The 22028-nt window shown below is 74.6% G+C and carries 13 protein-coding genes; 9 read left to right on the plus strand and 4 right to left on the minus strand.

Annotated elements, in window-relative coordinates:
• The first annotated feature begins 7 nt into the window (after positions 1-7).
• Positions 8-3241 carry a hypothetical protein gene (locus tag CXY01_RS07985; protein ID WP_146926843.1) on the plus strand — a complete coding sequence of 1078 codons (3234 nt, stop codon included), beginning with the start codon at positions 8-10 and terminating at the stop codon, positions 3239-3241.
• A gap of 4 nt (positions 3242-3245) precedes the next feature.
• A complete protein-coding gene (locus tag CXY01_RS07990; RefSeq protein ID WP_146926845.1) occupies positions 3246-9218 on the plus strand; it encodes an RHS repeat-associated core domain-containing protein in 5973 nt (1990 codons plus the stop codon).
• Here the strand turns inward: CXY01_RS07990 and CXY01_RS07995 are convergent.
• On the minus strand, positions 9205-9918 hold the full coding sequence (locus CXY01_RS07995; RefSeq protein ID WP_146926847.1) for an AfsR/SARP family transcriptional regulator: 714 nt from the start codon (positions 9916-9918) through the stop codon (positions 9205-9207). The genes CXY01_RS07990 and CXY01_RS07995 overlap by 14 nt on opposite strands.
• A 540-nt stretch (positions 9919-10458) precedes the next feature.
• On the opposite strand from CXY01_RS07995, the gene CXY01_RS08000 reads away from it, so the two are divergent.
• The gene (locus CXY01_RS08000) at positions 10459-12897 is read left to right on the plus strand and encodes a lysylphosphatidylglycerol synthase transmembrane domain-containing protein (RefSeq protein ID WP_146926849.1); all 2439 of its coding nucleotides are present in this window, start codon (positions 10459-10461) and stop codon (positions 12895-12897) included.
• A gap of 18 nt (positions 12898-12915) precedes the next feature.
• Here the strand turns inward: CXY01_RS08000 and CXY01_RS08005 are convergent, their stop codons facing one another.
• On the minus strand, positions 12916-13122 hold the full coding sequence (locus CXY01_RS08005; RefSeq protein WP_146926851.1) for a dodecin domain-containing protein: 207 nt from the start codon (positions 13120-13122) through the stop codon (positions 12916-12918).
• Positions 13123-13226: 104 nt separating this feature from the next.
• Here CXY01_RS08005 and CXY01_RS08010 point away from each other — a divergent pair, with 104 nt between their 5' ends.
• A complete protein-coding gene (locus CXY01_RS08010) occupies positions 13227-13409 on the plus strand; it encodes a DUF1918 domain-containing protein (protein WP_146926853.1) in 183 nt (60 codons plus the stop codon).
• Between the two features lie 165 nt (positions 13410-13574).
• Positions 13575-16310 carry a beta-glucosidase H gene (locus CXY01_RS08015; RefSeq protein WP_146926856.1) on the plus strand — a complete coding sequence of 912 codons (2736 nt, stop codon included), beginning with the start codon at positions 13575-13577 and terminating at the stop codon, positions 16308-16310.
• Positions 16311-16382: 72 nt separating this feature from the next.
• Here CXY01_RS08015 and CXY01_RS08020 read toward each other — a convergent pair whose 3' ends face one another.
• Both CXY01_RS08020 and CXY01_RS08025 read right to left on the minus strand, forming a co-directional pair.
• On the minus strand, positions 16383-16541 hold the full coding sequence (locus tag CXY01_RS08020) for a hypothetical protein (RefSeq protein ID WP_246125181.1): 159 nt from the start codon (positions 16539-16541) through the stop codon (positions 16383-16385).
• A 231-nt stretch (positions 16542-16772) separates the two neighbouring features.
• Positions 16773-17213: an Hsp20/alpha crystallin family protein gene (locus CXY01_RS08025; protein WP_146926860.1), complete on the minus strand. Its 441-nt coding sequence runs from the start codon at positions 17211-17213 to the stop codon at positions 16773-16775.
• A gap of 257 nt (positions 17214-17470) precedes the next feature.
• Between CXY01_RS08025 and CXY01_RS08030 the strand changes: the two genes are divergently transcribed.
• From CXY01_RS08030 to ggt, 4 genes are all read left to right on the plus strand, one after another.
• Positions 17471-18046: a type 1 glutamine amidotransferase domain-containing protein gene (locus tag CXY01_RS08030; RefSeq protein WP_146926861.1), complete on the plus strand. Its 576-nt coding sequence runs from the start codon at positions 17471-17473 to the stop codon at positions 18044-18046.
• 1 nt (position 18047) lies between these two features.
• On the plus strand, positions 18048-18929 hold the full coding sequence (locus CXY01_RS08035; protein ID WP_146926863.1) for a phosphotransferase family protein: 882 nt from the start codon (positions 18048-18050) through the stop codon (positions 18927-18929).
• 31 nt (positions 18930-18960) lie between these two features.
• Positions 18961-20037 (plus strand): DNA polymerase IV, encoded by a 1077-nt coding sequence (locus CXY01_RS08040; protein WP_146926865.1) that lies wholly within the window; start codon positions 18961-18963, stop codon positions 20035-20037.
• Positions 20038-20171: 134 nt separating this feature from the next.
• Positions 20172-21965 (plus strand): gamma-glutamyltransferase, encoded by a 1794-nt coding sequence (gene ggt / locus CXY01_RS08045; protein ID WP_146926867.1) that lies wholly within the window; start codon positions 20172-20174, stop codon positions 21963-21965.
• The last annotated feature ends 63 nt before the right edge of the window (positions 21966-22028 follow it).

Genomic DNA, 22028 nt, shown 5'->3' on the forward strand with positions numbered 1-22028 from the left:
GGCCGTCGTGACGCTGCTGGACGACCTGTCCGCCCTGGACCTCTCGTCGATCCTCGACGCGAAGGTCGACATCGCCGTCGCGCTGGACACCGACGACCTGCAGGCGCTGCTCGGCGACGGTGCCGTGGCCGGGGTGCTGGGCGACCTGGGCACCGTCGTGCAGACCGCGCGCGCCGCGGTCGACGACCCCGCCGCGCTGGTCGAGCCTCTCGCGGAGGCCCTCACCGGGCTGCTGGACGCGCTCGGTACCGACCTGCCCGTGACGCAGTACGCCGCCGCGGTCGCCGACGGAGCGCGGGTGATCGCGGCCCTCATCGGTGCGCTCTCCGGCGACCCGCTCCGCCTGAGCCTGCCGGGCTCGCTCGACGCGGGCGCCGCCCTGGGCAAGGTCGCCGACGGCCTGGGCGACCACGCGAGCGTCGTCTCCGGCGGTCTCGCGCGCGTCCAGTCGCTCGTCACGCAGGTGGACCAGGGCCTGCCGTCCGACCCGGGCGCGCTGGTCGGGATCGCGATGGAGATCCTGCTGCCCTTCGGCGCGTCGGTCGTCGACCCGGTGCGGTCGTGGTCGACCACCCTCGACGCGCAGCTCGCCCGCGTCCGGATCGACCCGCGGCTCGGCGACGGGCTCGTGGTCGCGCTCGGGCGCCTGCGGGTGGCCGCCGACGCCGGCGACGTCGAGGCCGTCCGCACCGCGCTGACGACGCTCGACCAGGTGCGCACCGCGACGGTCGCGCAGCTCGCGTCGGCGCTGCGGACCGCGACCGGCGTCCTGTCCACCACGCGGGTCGGCGACCTGGCCGCGCCCGTGCGCGCGCTGCGCGGCGCCCTGTCGACGGTCGAGCAGGGCGCGCTCGACGTGCTCGACGACTGGCGCGGGATGGTCGCCGACGCCCGGGGCTTCGTCGACGGCCTGGATGCCCAGCAGGCGATGGACGCGGCCCGGGACCTCATGGACCAGGTCGAGCAGGCCGCGCGCGAGATCGTCCTGGGCGCGGTCGACGGCTCGGTCGAGGTGGTCAAGGGCTGGCTGCGCGACCTGCTGCGCGAGCTGCCCCTGCGGCCGCTGCGCCAGGCGCTCTCGGACGCGATCGCCCGGCTGGCCCGCACGATCGACGACGCCGACCTCGACGCCCCCGTCGTCGCGGTGCGCGCGACGCTCGCGGAGGTGGCTCAGACGCTCGCGGCCGCCGACCCCGCCGCGCTCGTCGCCGCCGCGGTGGACAAGCTCGAGCAGGTCGTGCGCGACCTCCTCGACACGCTCGAGGGAGCGCTCGGGCAGATCACGGCGGGGGTCGAGGCGGTCGCCGGAGAGGCCCAGGTCGTCCTCGAGCGCGCCGTCGCGGGCCTGCGCGCGTTCTCGGAGGCGGCGACGGCGATCGCCGCCGCGGTCGGTGGCACCCAGATCACGGACGCCGCGGCGGCCGTGACCGCCCAGCTCCGCGAGCTGCGCGAGGAGGTCAGCGCGGTGCTGTCGACGGCCGAGCTGCCCGAGCCGTTGCGTGCCGGGGTGGACCAGCTCGTCTCGCTGCTGGAGTCCATCGACCTCGACGACGCCGTCCGCCGGCCGCTCGAGGGGGCCGCCGCCGAGCTCCGGGTGCCCGACGGGGTGGGCGCCACCGTGCGTGACGGCCTGCAGGCGGTGAGCGACGCCATCTCGTCGCTGGTGCCGACCGACCTCGTCGCGGACCTCGACGCGATGCTCGCGGACGCGCTCGCCGAGCTGGGCTCGCTCGACATCTCGTCGCTGACCGCCGGCGTCACCGAGGTGCTCGACGACGCGGCGTCGGCGCTCGAGCAGGTGCACGTCGCCGAGCTCGTGGCGCCGGTCAGCGCGGTGTTCGCCCAGGTGGTGGGCGCGGTGGACCGGGTGCACCCCCGGGTGCTGCTGGCCCCGGCGATCGACCTGTACCGGCAGATCACCGGCGCCATCCCGGTGCCCAGCCCGGACGTGATCAGCACCCGCGTGGGCACCGTGGCGTCGCAGGCGGGCGAGGCGGCGGCGCGTGCGGCCGTCGAGCCGACCCTGGGGGCCGTCGGGGTCGGCGGGTCCAACGCGTCCCCCGACCGCCCGCAGCCCGCTCCCCCGACCGACCTGCGCCTCGGCGACATCGTGCGCCTCGTCGGCTACCTGCCGGCCCGGCTGCGCGAGGCGCTGGCCGACCTCGGCGACGGACCCGTGGGCGAGGTCCTGGCGAGCCTCGAGTCGGCGACGGCCGGCACGGCACGGACGCTGCGGGCGACCCGCGACCGGCTGCTCGGTCTGCAGGCCGAGATCGACCGGGCGCTGGACGTCGCACTCGCGCCCGTCGCGGCCGCCCAGCTGGACGCCCAGCTGGCGCTGCGCGGCTCGGCCGCTCTGACCGCGGGCGGCCTGGACGTGTCGGTCTCCGTGGACCTGGTCGGGGCGGCGTCGCCCGGTGCGCTGCTGGGCGCGGTGCAGGGAGATCTCGCGCAGGTCGCCGCCGGCGCCCGCGGGCTGTCGTCGGCACTGACCGGGACGGTCGCGGACGACCTCGACACGGTCGCGGACCTGCTCGAGACTGCACTGCCGTCGGCGCTGCTCGCCGACGTCGACGGCCTGCTCGCGGCCCTCGACCCCGAGCCGCTCGCCCTCGAGCTGGACGCGTTCTTCGCGTCGCTGGTGGCCGCGATGCCCGCCTTCCTCGGTGCGGCGGGCGCCGCGCTCCAGGAGCTGGTCGCGCGGGTCCGGGCGCTCATCGACGAGTTCAACCCCGGCACCCTCGCGCAGCGCTACCTCGCGGTGATCGACGTGGTGCGCGAGGAGCTGGCCCTGCTGGACCCCGCCCGGCTGGCCGACGAGCTGGGCGAGGTGCACGCCGTGGTCCGCGCGACGATCGCCGCGTACGACCCGGCCGTGCTCGCCGGTGACCTCGACGGCCTGATCGCCCAGGTCGCGGCAGCCGTCCGAGGGTTCGACCCGGCCGGCCTCATGCCCGACCTGTCGGGGGTCGCCGCGCAGGTCGCCCGGGTGTCCGACCTGCTGCCGATCGCCGCGCTCGAAGGTGTCGGCACCCAGCTGGTCGCGGTGGGCGACGAGCTCCGCGAGCTCGACGTCGACGGGATGCTCGCGACCATCGACGCGATCCCGCCGCAGGTCGCCGACGCCGCCTCCACGCTGGTCGAGGCCGTGCGCGACGAGCTCGTCGCCCTGCTGGAGTCGATCAGGTACGCGGGCGCCGGGGCTTCCGGGTCCGTCTCCGTCTCGGGCTCCCTGGGGTGACGCCATGACGACGACCGACCTGCCCACCGGGCCCGCGCTCGGCACCGCCACCGAGACCCTCGTGCTGCCCGGCGCGGGCGTCCTCGAGCTCGAGCGCGACGGGTCCTCGGGCGTGCTGGTCGCGCTGCGCGGCGGGGGCCGCGACTACCTGACGGTGGCGCGCGACGGCGTGCGCACGTGGCACGGCGTCTGCACGGTCGCGGACCGGATCGGTGAGGGCTCCCTGCTGCGGGACGTGCGACCCGTCACCGCGGCGTCGTTCACCGAGGAGTACCGCTGGACCGGGGACGACCTCACCCTCGTCGACGGCGTCGAGGTGCGCCGGGACGCGGTCGGCCGGGTGGTGGCGTGCCTGCCCGGCGGCGCCTCCCACGCGGACCGGGCGCCGTCCACCCACCGCTGGTTCTACACGCACGACGACCGCGGACTGGTCGAGGTGCGGGGGCCCGGCGTCGGACGTCGCCTGGCGCTCGGGCCGGACGGCCGCGTGCGCGCGGTCCTCACCGAGACGGGCACGACGGCACCGGCCTACGACGCGCGCGGCCACCGGACCGCCGCGACCCGGCCCGCGCGGGACCACGTGGACGCCGAGGGACGCACGTGGGTGGTGCGGGACGGCTCCGGCGGCGTGCGCGCGGTCTACCTCTGGGACGGGATGCGCTGCCTGGCCCGCATCGACGGCCCCCTCGGCGCGCCCACCGCCGCCGTGTTCAGCCTCGACCCGTCCGGCACCCCCGTGCGCGTGGTCGGCCCGGGGGGCGTCACCCGGATCCCCCGCGACGCCTACGGCGAGGGTCTCCTGGCCCATCCCGGTGTCCCCGGCCTGTTCGGCGGCTTCGTGCACGCCGGTCTCGTGCACCTGCCGCTGCGGCGGCTGGACCCGGCGACGGGCACGTTCTGCGAGCCCGACCCGCTCGACGGGGGCGACGCCGACCCGCGCCGGCCGGACGGCTTCGAGGGTCCCCTGCCGGTCGAGAGGGAGCCGCGGTCGGCCTACGAGGTGTGCCGGGGCGACCCCGTGGGCCGCTCGGACCCGACGGGCGGTGTCTCCGCGGGCCTCGTGCTGTCCACGCTCACCTGGTCGTTCCAGAACAACATCCTGTCGTTCTTCGGGATCGACTGGTGGTTCAACCTGTTCCTCAGCCTGATCGTCGCCCCCTTCAAGGGCGTCGGCGGCGGCATCGACTACGACTTCTTCAGCTCGACGGGCCTGTCGTCGACGGACCGGCTCGGCTCGTTCGGGGTGCGGCGCGACGGCTTCATGAACGTGATCACGGGCGGCCGCGCGTTCACCACGCAGCACATCGTCTGGAGCCCCGACAGCGAGTTCGCGCTGCTGGAGCGCGGGGAGGTCGTCGACCCGCGGGGCCGCTACGAGCCCACGCACTACGGCACCGTGCTGGCGCTGGCCCCCACCGGTGCCGCGACGTCGTTCCTGGCGTGCGGTCCGACCGACGCCCCGTGGCTACCGGGCACGCTGCCGGCGTGGTCCCGCCACGGCGGCCCCGGTGAGGCGGTGGCACCCGGCACCCTGACGCCGTGGTTCCCCTCCGGCGGGCTGCACCTGGATGCCCCGCGCATGGACACGCGGCGCGACGTCCAGAGCACCCTGACCGAGCTGCGCGCCGGCGCGGTCGCGATCGGCGACTTCGAGGTGCGGACCGTCCTGGCGGCCTCCGCACCGACCGGGCTGGCGGCGGGCGCGCTCGTGCTCGTCGACGACGGCACGGCGCTCGCCATGGCGACCGTCGTCGCGGTGGTGGCCTCCGGCGGCGGCGAACGCCTGCAGCTCGCCGAGAATCTGGCCCTGACCGGCACCCCGCTGCGCGTGACCCCGCTGGCCGCCGCGCCCGCGTCCTCGGAGCCGCGGCCGGCCGGCGGGCCCGCGGACTCGCTCGACGCCCGCGGGACGACCACGACGTACGCGGCGGGCGACCTCCTGCGCCTGACGGCCTCGACCGGCGAGGTCCTGGTCGCGCGCGTGGCCCGCCTCGAGGCACGGCTCCCGCTGGAGCGGCCCCTGCCTGCCGGGACCGCGGCACCGCTCTCCGTCGCGACAGGCACCCTCGCCGCGGCGACGACCGTCACCGCCGCCGGGACGACGCTCGACTTCGGCGCCGCGCCGCCACCGGGGCCGGGCAGCACGGGCGTGCTCGAGGGCGGCACCGTGACCGGCGTCCGCGTCGAGGGGCCCGCCACGGGCAGCACGGTCGCGATCGACGTCGCGGCACCGGCGGGCACCACGGCGTTCCGCACGGTCGTGTCCGGCACGGTGCTGGGTGCGCGCGCGGACGCCGTGGAGGCCGACCCCGCGCTCACCTACACGCCGGTGACGGCGGGCTCGGCACCCGACGGGTCGTCCGGGGTGGTAGTCGTCCGCGTCGACGGCGGTGGCGTCTCCCACGTGCGCGTGGTTCCCGGCGCGCCCGCGCACGACGTCGTCGTGGTCGACCGTCCCCTCGTCGGGACGGGTCCGTGGACCACCGAGCGGTGGACGACGACGGGGCCGGCGATCACGCCGGTCACCCGCGCCGACGTGCTGGGCATCGTCGTGCCGCAACCGGAGCGGTTCGAGGGCGCGTCGATCATGCTCGCGCAGGTCGAGGCCGCGACGAGGGCGGTCCTGCTGACGGCTGTGGACGTCGCCGCCGGGGTGGTCGACCTCGCTCCTCCGGTGGTCCGCGCCGGGCTGCGGGCCGGGGCACCCGTCGAGGTCGGGACGGAGGTCTCCACCATCCGCGCCCTGCGCTCGCAGGTGTCCTTCACGCCGGCGCAGGACCTCGCCGCGACGGGTCTGCGGCTGGTCCCGCTGGGCGCCACCGGCTACGCGTACGACGCGACGGTCGCCGCCGGGGGCACGGTCGACGTGCAGGCCGCGGTGACCGTCGGTGGCGCGGCGGTCGCCGCGCCCTTCCTGCGGGTGGCGACGAACGACCTGGTGAGGGTGCGGGCCGGCGGCACGGACACCTGGCACCGCGTGCTCGGGGAGTCCGCCGGCCGGCTCACCCTGACGGACACGGCAGCGCTGCCGGCCGCCGGCACGGCCGTGACGGTGCGCCAGGTCGAGGTCACCGACCCCGGCACGGGAGGCCCGTTCCTGGGTGTCGACGGCACCCGCGACGGCACCGGCGCCACGGGCACGGCGACGTTCTCGCTGTGGAGCTCGGAGCACCTGGACGTCCCCGGGACCGTCGTCGGCATCGTCGACGGCGCCGTGACGCACCCCGCGACGATCACGGCGGCCGCGGCCGTCTCGCAGGTGACGTTCTCCACCCCGGTCACCGCCACGGGCGTCTCGGTCGCGACGTTCACCCACGACGGGGCGGAGCTCCTCACCGCCCTGGCCCGCGACGGCGGCGTCCTGCTCGCCGAGGCTCCGCCGGGCACCACGCTGACGCTGGCGACTGCCGCGGACCGGGACATCCTCGTGGTCGCTCTCGAGCCCGTGGGCGACGCCCGGACCGTGACGCTGGGGCCGGGGACGCTGCTGGTCCCGGACGAGGAGACCACCGAGATCGACCGCAGCCAGTCGCTGACCAACCACGAGCTCACGCACACCGTGCAGTACGCGCGGTGGGGTCCGCTGTGGTTCAACGCGTTCCCGATGATCGTCCTCGAGCTGCCCGCGATCCTGACGAGCGACACCGAGCTGCCGGAGTTCTCGCAGTTCCTCGACGCGACCGTCGCCACGGGGACCGGCAGCACGTGGGCCGTGACCATCCCGCAGCGTGCCGGCGTCGCGATCGCGGCGGGCGACACGCTGCAGGTGGTGCAGGGCGCCCGGATCGTCGAGACGACCGTGGCGTCGGTGGCGGGGGACGTGTTCCAGGTGCGCGTGCCGTCCGGGACGCTGCCGACCGGAAGGGTGGCCACGCGCAAGAAGCAGCGCTCGGCGGGCTGGGACGTGTCGATCGCGATCATGGACGCCCTCACGCACGGCGGGCTGGTCAACCTCGTCGCCGGCTCCACCTGGGGCGGCATCTTCTGGCTCGTCGGCAAGGCGTTCTACGGGCTCGGCCGCGCGATGGTGGGCACGGGCGACCTCTTCGCTGCCACCGTCGGGGCGGGCGGGGGGTCGCTCACGCTCACGGCGGCCGCCGACGCCGAGAAGCTGCCCGCGAGCGGGCGCGTGACCGTCCGCCAGGGTGAGGACACCGTCATCCGGTCGGCCACCAAGGCGGGCACCGTCCTCACGCTCACCGAGAACGTGCCGTTCACGGGCGGCGTGCGCGTCGGTGGCTACGACTCGCACGAGCCCGAGAGCGCGTTCGACTGGTACTCGTACACGGCCGGCACCGTGGACGCGACGAACCCGTTCGTCGTCGACCTCGGCGCGGGCCACGGCCTCGAGCCCGAGGACCGGGTGGTCGTGCGGTACCGCTCGAACGCCCCCCGCAAGACGGACGTCCTCGCGGTCGACGGGCCGCGCGTCCAGCTGGCCGACGCCGTCACCCTCACCGGCGACGAGGTCTCCGTGCGCATCGCCCGCGTCGGTGCGAGCGACCCCCTGGGCAACGCCGACTCCACCGCCATGGTCGAGATGGGCATGGGGTGGATGAAGTGGGTCTTCGACCCGTACGGGCAGGTGGAGCCAGCCGTCGCGCCGGGCGACTGGACCCGCTGGCTGCTGCGCGTCATGCGCTGGCTGCTGGGCACCCAGAACTTCTCGCTGCTGCCGTTCGGCTACGTGTGGTGGAAACGGCTGTTCGGCCTGCAGAAGGAGCACGAGGCGCCGATCGAGCAGGAGGCGTCGAGCGAGTCCGGCGACGTCTACTCGCCGCTCGGCCGGCTGACCGGAGAGGTGACGCACGACGCGGACACGTACGCGCAGGCGCGTACGACGGTCGGCGACGTGCTGCGCTACCGGTTCACACCGGGCGACCGCTCGCGCACGTTCGTGGTCCGGGGCCGGCTCGACGCACCCGGGGTGCACTTCGCGCGCAACCTGCGTGTCATGCCGACCCGCGCGTCGTCCGGAGCCGCCACCGCACCCAACGGAGACACCCGCGTCGACCCGGCGACGCCGGACCCCGGCACCTTCGTCGCGAGCCCGCTGTCGGACCGTGCCGCCGACCCGCGTGCCCTCGCCACGAACGGCGCCGCCACGGCGGACGTCCTCGGGTTCCGCGCGTCCGCGCTCGGCGAGGTGCCGGTCGGAGCCCGGCTGCAGCGCAACGAGAGCATCTACGCGTCCTTCACGCGTCCGGGCGCGCACCGGGTCACCACGATCAACGGCATCCAGAGCGGTCAGGACTCGGTCGAGGCCGACGCCGCCGAGCTGCAGACCTTGTGGTTCGACCTGGTGGTCGACGACGTGACGGTGACCGTCGCGGGCCGCGCGGTCGACGACTCCGCCCCCGGCACGAGCGACCTCGTGACTCTGGTCCCGTTCCAGGTGGTCGACGTCGTCGTGGCTCCCGGGATCCCGCGCACCTACCGCGTCGCCGTGCTCGACCCGGCCGGTGCGGTGACCGTCACGGGCGCCCGGGTCTCCGCCCTCGCGCAGACCACCGCACCCGTCCCCGTGGAGGTCAGCCGGCACTACGCGGTCACCGCAGGCAGCTACACCGGCGGGCTCGCGTTCGCGGGGATGCACCTGGCCCGCGAGCTCGACGTCCCCGTCCGAAGGCTCGCGGTCGAGGTGGTCGCGACGCTGCCGGTGCGCGACGCGCCACGGCCCGACGCCGGCGTCGTCACCACGCTGGCCCCGGGTGCCGAGGCGTTCGTCCTGGTCCCGGCGCCCGTGGTCTCCCCGCCCGTCGTGACGAGCGTCAACGGGGTGCCGCCCGCGCCCACCGCTCCCGACCCGGTGACGCGCGTCGACGCGCCGGACGCCGCAGTGTTCCTCGGCACGGGCGGTGCGGCATTCCGGGTGTCGTTCCCCGCGGGGACGCCGGCCGGACCCGTCACCATGGCGGTCACGGTCGGCACACCCGGTGCGTCGGCCGTGCTGACCATCGCCTTCACGCTCGGCTGAGCAACCCCGTCGCGGGCCGCAGCAGCAGCCCCGCGGTCCGCGCCGACGGCTCGATCCCGAGCTCGCGCCGCAGGAGGGTGCGGCACACGTCGAAGGCGCGACGGGCCTCCGCGACGTTCCCCTCAGCCAGGTGCACCGCGATCACCGTCCGGTGGGCGCTCTCGCGCATGGGGTCGGCGCGCAGCGCGGTGAGCGCCACGTCGACCGCGGCCGCGAACCGGGACTGGTCGGCGAGCCGGCGGGCCACCGACTCGAGCAGGTGCAGCCGCAGCTGGCGGACCCGCTCCCGGTCGGGCGCCACCCACTCGTCGTCCCAGTCGGGCAGCAGGTCCGCGTCGGCGAGCTGCGACATCGCGGCGACGTCGTCGCTCCCGGCCCGCTCGGCCAGGGCACGGACCGTGAGCTCGCGCACGTCCACGGTGACCTCCGGCGCGACGTCGATCCAGCCGCGATCGGTGCGCAGCACCCCGTCCGCCGCCAGCCCGACGCGCCACAGCGCGGTCCGCAGGTTGGCACCCGCGCGCTGCTCGGTGACCTCCGGCCACAGCGTGCCCGCCGCACGGGCACGCGGGACTGCGCCGCGCAGGCAGATCAGCGCGACGACCCGCCGGCACGCCGTCCCCAGCTCCACGGACCGGTCCCCCACCTGGAGCCGGAAGTCGCCGAGCAGGGTGATGCGCGGCCGTACGACCTGATCCACCGAGCGCCCCCGTCCTACTCCGGCCCGAGGGCCTACGCGTCGCGCCGTCGCACGGACGGCCCGATCCCCCCGACCGACCGCGCCACCTGCTCGCTGCCCCGCACCAGCGTTCCGCCACCCGTCGTCCGGACCGGTGACCCGCCCGAGAGGAAGAGCGCGGACGTGGGCGGCGTGATACCCCGGACCCGGACGGACGCGTGCTCGTCGACGCGCACCGTCCGGATGCCGTCCACTGTGCTCCCGCACCGGCACAGATCGGGACATCTCGCCCTCCCTCCGGCGCGAACGGGCAGACCAGCGGCGGGGCCCTCGACGCTGCTGGACGGCGGACCGACCTGGACGCGTCTCGACGACGTCGAGCCGCTCCTCGTCCCTCCTTCGGGACCCGGTCCGGGAGCAGGACGGCGCGAACGCGGGCGCGCAACTCGTCGCCGAATCACGAACTCGCTGGTCAGGGGGGCGGTACGCTCACCGCAGGTCCGCACGGTGCTGACCTCCGTAGGCGTCAGCTCCCCTTCGTCGTTGTGCCCAGGAGGCTCGATGGCCGACCGAGCGGACCAGGCCCGCACGCGACTGCACGGACTCGTCCGCGTCTGGTCCTCGGCGGCGGGCGCCCCGCGGCTGCGCCGTCCGACCGACATCCTCCTGCTCGTCGTCTCGATCCTCGCCCTCGGGCTGCTCGCGCTGGCGGCGCCCGGCCCGTCCGGTGCGGACGACGCGCTGGACACGCTGCTGGCGTGGCTCCAGCCGCTGTTCGGCTGGCTGTGGAGCGTGGTGTACGCCGTGATGACGCTGTGGGCGGTGGGCGTCGTCCTGCTGGCCGCGGCGAGCCGGGGCCGGCGCAGGCTGCTCGTCGACCAGGCGACCGCCTCCGTCCTCGCCTTCGCCGCCGCCGTCGGGGTCGGCGCCCTCGCGGGGACCCACCCGTCCGCCATCGTCGAGGGCATGGTGTCGTCGGGTCCCCCGGTCGTCTACGTGGCCAGCCGGGTCGCCATCCTCACGGCGATCATCGTCACGGCCTCGCCGCACCTCGCACGGCCGTGGCGGTACGCGAGCCGGCTCGTCATCGGCCTGGGCGCCGTCGCGGCCATCGGCCTGAACGCGACCAACCTCATCGGGGCGAGCGCCGCGATCGCCGTCGGGATCGCGGCCGCGGCCATCACCCACCTCGTCCTGGGGTCGCCGCAGGGGCGCCTCACCGACGCACAGGTCGGGGTCGCGCTCGCCGACCTCGGCGTGCCGACGACGGAGGTGTCCGGGGCGGGCGACCCGACGGCCGTGGACCTGCTGCTCGCCCGCACGGAGCAGGGCGAGGACCTGCGCGTCACGGTGTACGGGCGCGACGCGTGGGACAGCCAGCTCGTGGGCTCGCTGTGGACCGCGATGACGCGCCGCGGCGAGCGCGCCCAGCTCTGGGGCACCCGCCGCTCGCGGGTCGAGCACGAGGCGCTCTTCACGCTGCTCGCGTCGCAGGCGAGCGTGCCGACCCTCGACGTCGTCGCGGTCGGCGTGGCGGACCAGGGCGACGCCCTGCTCGTGACGACGAGCCCTCGCGCGTCGCTGCGCGACCTCGACGCCGACGCGCTGGACGACGACCTGCTCGCGCGGACGTGGCAGGCCCTCGTCACGCTGAACGGCGCCGGGATCGCCCACGGGCGCATCGACAGCAGCCGGGTCGTCGTCCGGCTCGACGGCAGCCCCGCGCTGGCCGACTTCGACGCCGCCGGGCGGGCGTCCGACGAGCGCGACGTGCGCACCGACCAGGTGCGGCTCCTCGTCTGCACCGCCCTCGTCGTCGGACCCGACCGGGCGCTCGCCGCGGCCGTCCACGCGATCGGGGCGGACGGCCTCGCCGACCTCCTGCCCTACCTGCAGCCCGCCGCGCTCGGACGCGGGACGCGCGCCGACGTCCGCGCGGCAACCTGGACCCTCGACGAGCTGCGCTCGGCCGCCGTCGCCGTCGCGGGCGTCGAGGAGCCTCCGCTCGAGCGCCTCCGCCGCGTGACGCCGAGGTCGGTCGGGTCCCTCCTGGTGACGGCGCTGCTCGTCTACGTGCTCGTCACCCTGCTCGCCGGTGTCGACCTGGCCAGCGTCGCCTCCGCGCTCGCGTCCGCCGACTGGGCGTGGCTGGTCGCGGCGCTCCTGCTCTCGCCGTTCATCCAGGCGTCGATGGCCGGCGCCACCCTCGGCGCGGCGCTCGCCCGGCTGCGCTACGTCCCGGTGCTGATGCTGCAGTACGCGATCCAGTTCATCTCGCTGGTGCTCCCGGCCACCGCCGCACGGCTGGCGCTCGAGGTCCGCTTCTTCCAGAAGTTCGGCATCCCGCCCGGGTCGGCCCTGTCCTTCGGTCTGATCGACGGCGTGTCGGGGTTCGTCGTGCAGGCAGGGCTCATCCTGCTGATCCTCGTCAGCGGGTTGCCCGGCTTCACCTCGAGCCTGGCCAGCGGGTCGAGCACCGACGGGTCCGGCTCGACCAGCCCCTCGCTCCTCGTCGTGCTGCTCGCGGTCGCCGTCCTGGCGGTCGTCGTCACGCTCGTCGTCCCCCGGCTGCGTCACCGCGTGACCGCGCGCATCCCCGCGATCCGCGCCGCGATCAGCGAGCAGGCGCGCTCGGCCCAGTCCGCGCTCGGCGTGCTGCGCCGACCGGGAAAGGTGTGCGCCATGCTCGGCGGGAACCTCGGTGCACAGCTGCTCCAGGCGGGTGTCCTGGCCCTGTGCCTGCAGGCGTTCGGGCAGACCGCCCACTTCTCGCAGCTCGTCCTCATCAACACCGCGGTGGCGCTGTTCTCCGGGCTCATGCCCGTACCGGGTGGCATGGGCGTCACGGAGGCCGGCTTCACCATCGGCCTGCAGGCCATCGGGGTGCCCAGCGCGATCGCGGTCTCGACGGCCATCACGTACCGACTCGTCACGTTCTACGTGCCCCCCATCTGGGGGGCGGCCGCGATGCGCTGGCTGCGCCGGAACGAGTACGTGTAGCGGGCGGTCGGGGCAGGCCTACTCGGGCTTGTACTTGAACGACAGCTGGAGCCGGGTCCGGTACAGCAGGTCCCCCGCCTCCCCGACGACGACGTCCTGCTTGGTGACCTCCGCCACCCGCAGGTCGTGCAGCGACCCGCCGGCCGTGGTGATCGCCTCCGCGGCAGCCGCCTCCCACGACGTGGTGCTCGTCCCGATGACGTCGATCACGCGGTACACGCTCATGGTGATGGCCTCTCCTCGCTCGGAACCGACGAGTCCATAGTGGTCGCGGGCGGTGGACACCACCACAGGGAGGCGTTCTAGCCTGGGCGGTGAGGTGATCGACGATGCACGCAGAGGTCGGTGACAGGGTCGTCATCCACGGCCGGACGGTCGGGACGTCGGACCGCGGCGGGACGGTGATCGAGGCGCGGGGACCGGACGGTCCCTACGTCGTGCGGTTCGACGACGGGCACGAGACGCTCGTGCACCCCGGCCCGGATCTCACGGTGGTCCCCCCACCGTCCTGAGAGGGTCGCCGACCGGCGGCCGTGACACAGCGTGGGACCGGTGTCCGCCCTGTGATCCGCCGGGCTTGCGGCCCTGCCGAGCGGGTGAAGACTGGGCCGTTCGGCAGGGGACCGCCGAACGGCAACGACGCCCACAGGCACCTCTGCACTGCTAGGGGGTGTCCCATGCGTTCTCGTCGTCCTCTCGCGCGGTCCCGTTCCGCGCACGCGTCCGCGCTCGTCGCGCTCTGCGCTCTCGCGCTCGCCGTCCCTGCCGGCGCCGCGTCGGCTGCCCCGGACGATCCCGACGGCGAGGCGGCCGTCACCCAACGACTGCAGGACGCCGAGGTGCAGTCGCTGCCGTCGCAGTGGTGGTGGGACGAGTCCAGCCCCGACACCCGGCGCGCGCGGGCGCTGCTGCGGCAGATGACCCTCGACGAGAAGGTCGACATGCTGCACGGCGAGCTCAACAACTACTACGGCTTCTACAACGGCCCGATCGAGCGCCTCGGCATCCCCGCCCTGACCATGGCGGACGGGCCCGCCGGGGTGCGCATCGCGAACCCCGACGTCAACGACCAGGAAGCCACCCAGCTCCCTGCCCCGATCGCGCTGGCCGCCACGTGGGACACCGCGCTCGCGGAGCAGTACGGGCAGGTGGCCGGCGACGAGGCCTTCCGGACCGGTCACAACGTCCTGCTCTCCCCCGCGGTCGACATCGCCCGCGTGGCGCAGGCCGGGCGCGCGTTCGAGGCGCTCGGCGAGGACCCGCTGCTGTCCGGGACGGTCGCCGCGGCCGAGATCCGGGGCATCCAGTCGCACCCCGTGGTCGCGGACATCAAGCACTACAACGTGTACACGCAGGAGGTGAACCGGCTCAGCGGCGGGAACGCCGTGGTCGACGAGCGGGCGTTGCAGGAGATCTACACGCGCCCGTTCGCGATCGGCGTCGAGCAGGGCCGGCCGGGCTCAGCGATGTGCGCGTTCAACAAGGTGAACGGCGTGTACGCGTGCGAGAGCGACGAGCTGCTCAACCAGATCCTCAAGGCGCAGCTCGACTTCGAGGGCTGGGTGATGAGCGACTACGGCGCCACGCACAGCACCGTCCAGGCGATCCTCGGCGGCATGGACCAGGAGATGCCGGGCAACACCACCCCGCAGACCGGCCCGGGCACGTGCTTCTTCTGCGGACCGCTCCTCGACGCCGTCCGCGCCGGGCAGGTGCCGGTCTCCCGGATCGACGACGCGGTCCTGCGGATCCTGCGGCCCATGTTCGCGCTCGGGCTGTTCGACAACCCGCCCGTCGTCTCGGCACTGCCCGAGGCGGAGCACGGTGCGTTCGCGCGGCAGGTGGCCGAGCGGTCGGCGGTGCTGCTGAAGAACGACGCGTCGGCGCTGCCCCTGCAGAGCACCGTCGGGTCCATCGCCGTGATCGGCGCGGACGCCGACACCGTCGTCGCCGGTGGCGGCAGCTCGCTGGTCAGGCCCACGTACACGGTGAGCCCGCTGGAGGGCATCCAGGCGCGCGCCGGCGCCGGTGTGCTCGTCCGGCACGTCGCCGGAGCCGACCCCGTCACGTCGGCGGCCCTCATCCCCGGCCCGGACCCGATCCCGTCGGACTTCCTGTCCAGCGGGACGGAACGGGGCCTGCGGGCGGAGTACTTCTCCGACCTCGGCTTCACCGGTGAGGTGCTCGGAGACCGCACCGACCCGTACGCGGCCATCAATGCGGGGTTCTTCCTGTTCGAGGGGTTCAACGCGCAGTCGCCGCACTTCCCCCTGCAGACGCGGGACATGGCCGGGTCCATCCGCTGGACCGGGACGCTCACCGCCCCGGTCGACGGGACGTACAGCCTCGCCGTCACGACGACCGGCAGCGCGACCGTCACGCTCGACGACGTCGAGGTCCTCGCCGCGACGCCGACCGGTGACGTGTCGACGACGACCGCCGACGTCGAGCTCGTCGCCGGCGTCCCGCGCGAGCTGACCGTCGAGTACGTCAACAACGGCCCGGGCGGCACCGACGCGGGTGCCGTGTTCCAGCTCGGCTGGACCACCCCGGAGGGCGTCGTCGCACCGCAGGCGCTCGCCGCTGCCGACCTCGCGCGCTCGTCGCAGGCCGCCGTGGTCGTCGTCCGCGACTACTCCAGCGAGGGCGGGGACAAGCCCGACCTCGACCTGCCGAACGGCCAGGCCGAGCTCGTCCGGCAGGTGGCGGCGGCCAACCCGCGCACGATCGTCGTGCTGGCCGCCGGCGGCGCCGTGCAGACCTCCGACTGGGAGACCGGCGTGCCGGCGATCATCCACTCGTGGTTCGGCGGGCAGGAGCAGGGCAACGCGCTCGCCCGCATCCTGTTCGGCGACGTCAACCCGTCCGGCAGGCTGCCGATCACGCTGCCCGTCGACGAGGACAGCACCCCGGTGAGCACGCCCGAGCAGTACCCGGGCGCCGGGCTCGACCAGCTCTTCACCGAGGGCATCTACGTGGGCTACCGCGGGTACGAGGAGTTCGACATCACGCCCCAGTACCCGTTCGGGCACGGGCTGTCGTACACCACGTACGACTACCGCAACCTGCGGACGGCACCGGCCGCGAACGGTGCGCTCCAGGTCAAGGTCGCCGTCCGGAACACCGGCGCCCTGGCCGGCACCGAGACGGTCCAGGTGTACGTCGGCAACCTGCCCACCCGGCAGGTGCAGAGCGCACCGAAGGTGCTGGCCGGCTGGGCGACCGTGACGCTGCAGCCGGGCGAGCGCCGGCAGGTCACCGTGCCGATCAGCCCCGAGTCGGTCTCCTACTGGGACGTCGACCGGGACCGCTGGCGCACGCCGCGGGGTGAGATCCCGGTGTTCGTCGGCTCGTCGTCGACCGACGACCGGCTGACCGGCACCCTGCAGATCGGGGGCCGCGCCCAGCGCTGACAGCACGACTGCGGCGCCCCTCCACACGGGTGGGGCGCCGCAGTCATGTTCACGGTCGGGCCTCGGTCTGCCTCACCGCAGCATGGAGCGAGCCCTCCGCGCCGACGACTCGACGACCCGGAGGCCGCGCGAGCCGAGAGTCTGGCCCTCCTGCCGGCGCTCGACCCGCTCAGCGAGACGGCGGGCGACGGACGCCACCACGGGCAGCAGCACGATGACGAGGATCATCACGCGTACACGTCGAAAGAGCAGAGCCCACATGGTTCCTCCGGCGGTCGGTCGGTCATCGGCGCACGGTGCCCGACGCCGGTCTCCATGGTCGGTCCCGAGCGCCAGGGGCGCACGCCGACGTGCTCGTGGACCGGCGGTGGGGGTGCGGGGGTCGGCTCGCCCGCACAAGGCGTCCCGGGTCTCCCGACGGTGCTCTCGCACCGGTCGCGCCCCCACCGGCGTCCGAGCCCGTCAGGCGTCGGCGTTCGCCTCGGACGTGATCTGGTTGGCGTCGGCGACGTGCTGGACCTCGATGCGACGCGGCTTGGCCTCCTCGGCGACCGGGATGCTCAGCGTGAGGACACCGTCGGCGTAGGTGGCGGAGATGGCGTCGAGGGCGAGCCCGCGGCCCACCGTCAGCTGTCGTGCGTAGGTCCCGACGGGCCGTTCCTTGGCCAGCCACTGGACGTCCTGCTCGGTGCGCGCGGTGCGCTGCGCCCGGATGGTGAGCGTGCGGTCCTCGACGTTCACGTCGATGGTGCCGGGGTCCGCTCCCGGGAGGTCGACGTGCAGCACGTAGTGGTCGCCGGAGCGGTACAGGTCCATCGGCATCGTCGCCGATGCCCGTTCGGCGGACGCGACCTGCGCGAACAGGCGGTCGAACTCCTGGAACGGGTCGAAGCGGGTAGCCATGACCGTCACCTCCTTCACTGCGAGGCGCCGGACCATCCGGGCCTCGGGTCCTGCCCGGCCCCTGGCCGGACTGGCTACAGGACAAAGAATTAGCACTCTCAGAGTGCGAGTGCCAGTGGTGCGGAGGACGTGTTCGCGTGCGGCGAACGGGCGCCCTGACGCGCGGCACGAGGGCCCTCGGCGTAGCGTCGGAGACCCGCGTGAGGCAGCCGCGCTGACCGCGAGCAGCGGTCGACACACAGCCGGAAGGACCCCCCATGAGCGAGACGACCCTGAGCGGATACCGCGTCCTCGTGATCGTGACCAGCTACGGCGTCGAGCAGGACGAGCTCGTCGTTCCGGTCGAGCACCTGCGCGAGCGCGGGGCGACCGTCGTCGTCGCGTCCGTGTCGACGGACCCCGTCCAGACGCTGGTCGACGACAAGGACCCGGGACGGGTCGTGCAGCCGGACACGACGTACGAGGACGCGGGCTCGGACTTCGACCTGCTCCTGGTCCCCGGCGGCACCATCAACGCGGACGCGCTGCGCCTCCAGAGCGGCGCGGTCGACACCGTCCGCACCTTCGCCTCGTCGGGCCGGCCGGTCGCGGCGATCTGCCACGGCCCCTGGGCGCTGGTCGAGGCCGGCGTCGTCGAGGGCCGGACCGTGACCTCCTACCCGTCGCTGCAGACCGACCTGCGCAACGCGGGAGCCACCTGGGTGGACCAGTCGGTCTCGGTCGACGACTCCGGACCGTTCACGCTGGTCACGTCGCGCACCCCCGACGACCTCGGCGACTTCCTGCCGGCGGTGGAGAAGGCGCTGGCCAGCAGCGTCGACGCCCCGAGGTGACGTGACCGGGGCGGACGGGTGGCTCCGGCTCGGGCGCGAGATCGCGACCCGCCACGCCGGGCGGGCGCAGGTCGAGGTGCTCGGGTCGACCTCCGCGCACGCGGTGCTCCTGGTCCGCGGCGGCGCCACGCGCCTCGTCCTGAAGGTGGCCGCCGCCTCCGCCCGGCCCGGGCTGGACTACGCGCGGTCCGCGGCCGCCCAGAGGCTCGCCGACCACGCCGGGGTTCCCGTCGCCGGCGTGGTGGCGGCCGGTGCCGACCCGGAGCTCCCGGCGGTCCAGTACCTGCTCCACGAGCACGTCGACGGCGTGCAGTGGCGTGCGGTCCGCCCGGCACTCGACCCCGTGGGCCGGGCAGCGGCGTCCACGGACATCGCCCGTGCGGTGCTCGCGCTGCAGTCCGTGCGGCCGGCGTCGTACGGGGTCCTCGGCGGACCGCCCACCGCGAGCCTGCTCGACGCCCTGGGCGACCGCATCACCGCACGGATCCCGCCGGGGCGGCAGCGGGTGCTCGCCCAGGACGTGCTGGCGCGGCACGCGTCCCTGTTCGACGGGCCGGTGGGACGGCCGACGCTCACGCACGACGACCTGCACCACGCCAACCTCCTGTTCCGGCGCCGCACGGACGGTTCCTGGCGGCTGGTCGCTGTGCTCGACTGGGACAAGGCCTGGGCGGGTCCGGCCGAGTCGGACGTGGCCCGGATGGGTTTCTGGGACGACATGACGGACCCCGTGTTCTGGTCCGTCTACCGCGAGGCCGTCCCCGAGCGCGACGGCTGGGCGCAGCGGGCCGCCGTCTACCAGCTGCTCTGGTGCCTGGAGTACGACGTCGACACCGACCGGCACCGGCGGGACACGGCGGAGCTGGTCGAGCGGCTGACCTGAGGTCCGGGGCTCGGTCCGGCAGACTCGGGCCATGACCGAGCCCGGCTCCTGGGTGCTGCACGTCGACCTCGACCAGTTCGTCGCGGCCGTGGAGGTCCTGCGTCGCCCCGAGCTGGCCGGCAGGCCCGTGGTCGTCGGCGGGCGCGGCGACCCGACCGAGCGCGGCGTCGTCTCCACCGCGTCCTACGAGGCGCGCGTCTTCGGCGTCCGCTCCGGCATGCCGCTGCGGATCGCCGCCCGCAAGCTTCCCGACGCGGTGTTCCTGCCGGTGGACGCCCCCGAGTACGAGGCGGTGTCCGAGCGCGTGATGGCGACGTTGCGCTCGCTCGACGTCGTCGTGGAGGTCCTCGGCTGGGACGAGGCGTTCCTGGGCGTGCGGACCGCCGACCCCGAGGACGTGGCCAGGCGCGCCCAGGAGGCCGTGCTGCGCGAGACGTCGCTGCACTGCTCGGTGGGCATCGGCGACAACAAGGTGCGCGCGAAGATCGCCACCGAGTTCGGCAAGCCGGCGGGCATGTTCCGGCTGACGGCCGCGAACTGGTTCGACGTCATGGGCCATCGCCCGACCATCGACCTGTGGGGCGTCGGGACGAAGGTGTCGCGCCGCCTGGCGGCGCTGGGGGTCACCACCGTGCAGGAGCTGGCCGACGCACCGGCCGACGCCCTGGTCGCCGAGTTCGGCCCGAAGATGGGCGTCTGGTACCACGAGCTCGGTCAGGGCCTCGGGCCGGCCACGGTGGACGACGCCCCGTGGGTGCCGCGCGGTCACAGCAGGGAGACGACCTTCCAGCAGAACCTGACCACCCCGGAGCAGGTGCGCGACGCGGTCCGGGCGATGGCGCACGAGGTGGTCGAGGACACCGCGGCGGACGGCCGGCCCGTCGTCCGGGTCGCGATCAAGGTGCGGTACGCGCCGTTCGTCACGACGAGCATGAGCCGCAAGCTCCCGGACGCCACCCGGGACCCGGCGACGATCGTCGACGCGGTGATGGCCCTGGTGGACAAGATCGAGGACCGCGAGATCCGGTTGCTCGGCGTCCGCGCGGACATGGCGATGCCCGACGACGCGGACCCCGCCGACCGCACCCCGGTGCGCGGCCGGATCTAGCCCTGGTGCACCGTCCGAGGGCTGCGGCGCGCCGTGGTGGGCCGGCGCCTGCCCACCTGACCTGGCACCGGGGGCGCCCGGGTCGGACGAGTGGTAGACCGGGTCTCACCCGCTCCCTCGCCCGAGGAGATCTCATGCGATCGTCCAGGCTGCCCCGCTCGCTCGTGGCGCTCGCCGCCGCCGTCGCACTCGCGGTGGGGGTGGGCGTCGCGCCGGCCTCGGCCCACCCGCCGCGCCCGGGCCACGGCGACAAGGTGCCGGTCGCCACGGGGTACGGGGGTGCCGTCGCGACGGTCGACGCCGACGCGACCCGGGTCGGGATCGACGTGCTGCGTCAGGGCGGGAACGCGGTCGACGCCGCCGTCGCGGCTGCGGCGACGCTCGGGGTCACGGAGCCGTTCTCGTCGGGCATCGGGGGCGGCGGCTTCTTCGTGTACTACGACGCGGCGAGCGGCCAGGTGCACACCATCGACGGTCGCGAGACCGCGCCGATGGCGATGACCAGCGACGCGTTCGTCGAGGACGGCGTGCCGATCCCCTTCGCCGACGCGGTGACGTCCGGCCTGTCCGTCGGTGTGCCCGGGACACCCCGGACCTGGGCGACGGCTCTCGAGCAGTGGGGCTCCCTCGACCTGCGCCGGGCGCTGCGCGGAGCCACGGAGGTGGCGCGCCGCGGGTTCGTCGTCGACCAGACGTTCGCGGACCAGACGACCGCCAACGCGGCGCGGTTCGCGGCGTTCCGCTCCTCGTCCGACCTCTTCCTGCGCCGCGGCGCTGCACCGGAGGTCGGGTCGGTGTTCCGTAACCGCGACCTCGCCAAGACGTACGACCTGCTCGCCCGCAGGGGCGTCGACGCCCTCTACACCGGCCGGCTGGCCGAGGAGATCGTCCGGACCGTCCAGGACCCGCCGGTCCGCCGCCACAGCCCGCTCGTCGTCCGCCCGGGCCTGCTGGAGCTCGGTGACCTGGCGTCCTACGAGGCGCCGCTGCGCGCCCCCACGACGGTGTCCTACCGCGGGCTCGACGTGTACGGCATGGCGCCGCCGTCGTCCGGCGGCTCGACGGTCGGCGAGGCGCTGAACATCCTGGAGGCCTCGCTCCCCGAGGACGCCGACCCGACCCAGACGCTCCACCACTACCTGGAGGCGAGCGCGCTGGCGTTCGCGGACCGCAACCGGTACGTCGGCGACCCCGCGTTCGTGGACGTGCCGCTCGAGCAGCTGCTGTCCGACGGGTTCGCGAAGGAGCGCGCCTGCCTCATCGACCCCGAGGCGGCCCTGCCCAAGCCGGTGGCGCCGGGGGTGCCGGACGGCGTCTACGACGCCGAGTGCCCGATTGCGAGCACCGGCACCGAGGGCTCCGACGGACAGTCCACGACGCACCTGACGACCGCGGACCGCTGGGGCAACGTCGTCTCGTACACCCTCACCATCGAGTCCCTCGGTGGCAACGGGATCGTCGTGCCGGGCCGTGGCTTCCTGCTCAACAACGAGCTGACGGACTTCAACTTCACCGACACGCAGGGCGGGGTCGACCCGAACCTGCCGGGTCCGGGCAAGCGCCCCCGCAGCTCGATGGCCCCGACGATCATCCTCGAGGACGGCAGGCCGTTCCTGGCCCTCGGGTCACCCGGAGGATCGACCATCATCACGACGGTCCTGCAGGTGCTCGTGAACCGTCTGGAGCTGGAGATGGAGCTGCCCGACGCGGTCGCCGCGGCGCGCGCCAGCCAGCGCAACACGGTGGCCGTCCAGGCGGAGCCGGCCTTCGACCGGGCGGCTCTGCAGGCGCTGGGCCACACCTTCACGGACACCCCGGAGATCGGCGCGGTGACCGGCATCGAGTTCCAGGACGACGGCTCGCTGCTCGCGGTCGCCGAGCCCGTGCGGCGCGGCGGGGGCAGCGCGGCCGTCGTGCACGGTCGCTGACCGTCACCACCCTCGACGAGCCCCGGACGCGACAAGAATTCCATGTAAAGTTCCGGTAAATTT

It is taken from the genome of Cellulomonas xylanilytica (genome assembly GCF_007989805.1).
Taxonomy (GTDB): Bacteria; Actinomycetota; Actinomycetes; order Actinomycetales; family Cellulomonadaceae; genus Cellulomonas; species Cellulomonas xylanilytica.

What these genes read in the sequence shown, in the direction of transcription:
- CXY01_RS08025 (WP_146926860.1), bottom strand. Translation starts at nt 17,213, where the DNA reads ATGGCTACCCGCTTCGACCCGTTCCAGGAGTTCGACCGCCTGTTCGCG.
- CXY01_RS08030 (WP_146926861.1), top strand. Translation starts at nt 17,471, where the DNA reads ATGAGCGAGACGACCCTGAGCGGATACCGCGTCCTCGTGATCGTGACC.
- ggt (WP_146926867.1), top strand. Translation starts at nt 20,172, where the DNA reads ATGCGATCGTCCAGGCTGCCCCGCTCGCTCGTGGCGCTCGCCGCCGCC.
- CXY01_RS08040 (WP_146926865.1), top strand. Translation starts at nt 18,961, where the DNA reads ATGACCGAGCCCGGCTCCTGGGTGCTGCACGTCGACCTCGACCAGTTC.
- CXY01_RS07990 (WP_146926845.1), top strand. Translation starts at nt 3,246, where the DNA reads ATGACGACGACCGACCTGCCCACCGGGCCCGCGCTCGGCACCGCCACC.
- CXY01_RS08005 (WP_146926851.1), bottom strand. Translation starts at nt 13,122, where the DNA reads ATGAGCGTGTACCGCGTGATCGACGTCATCGGGACGAGCACCACGTCG.
- CXY01_RS08015 (WP_146926856.1), top strand. Translation starts at nt 13,575, where the DNA reads ATGCGTTCTCGTCGTCCTCTCGCGCGGTCCCGTTCCGCGCACGCGTCC.
- CXY01_RS08000 (WP_146926849.1), top strand. Translation starts at nt 10,459, where the DNA reads ATGGCCGACCGAGCGGACCAGGCCCGCACGCGACTGCACGGACTCGTC.
- CXY01_RS08010 (WP_146926853.1), top strand. Translation starts at nt 13,227, where the DNA reads ATGCACGCAGAGGTCGGTGACAGGGTCGTCATCCACGGCCGGACGGTC.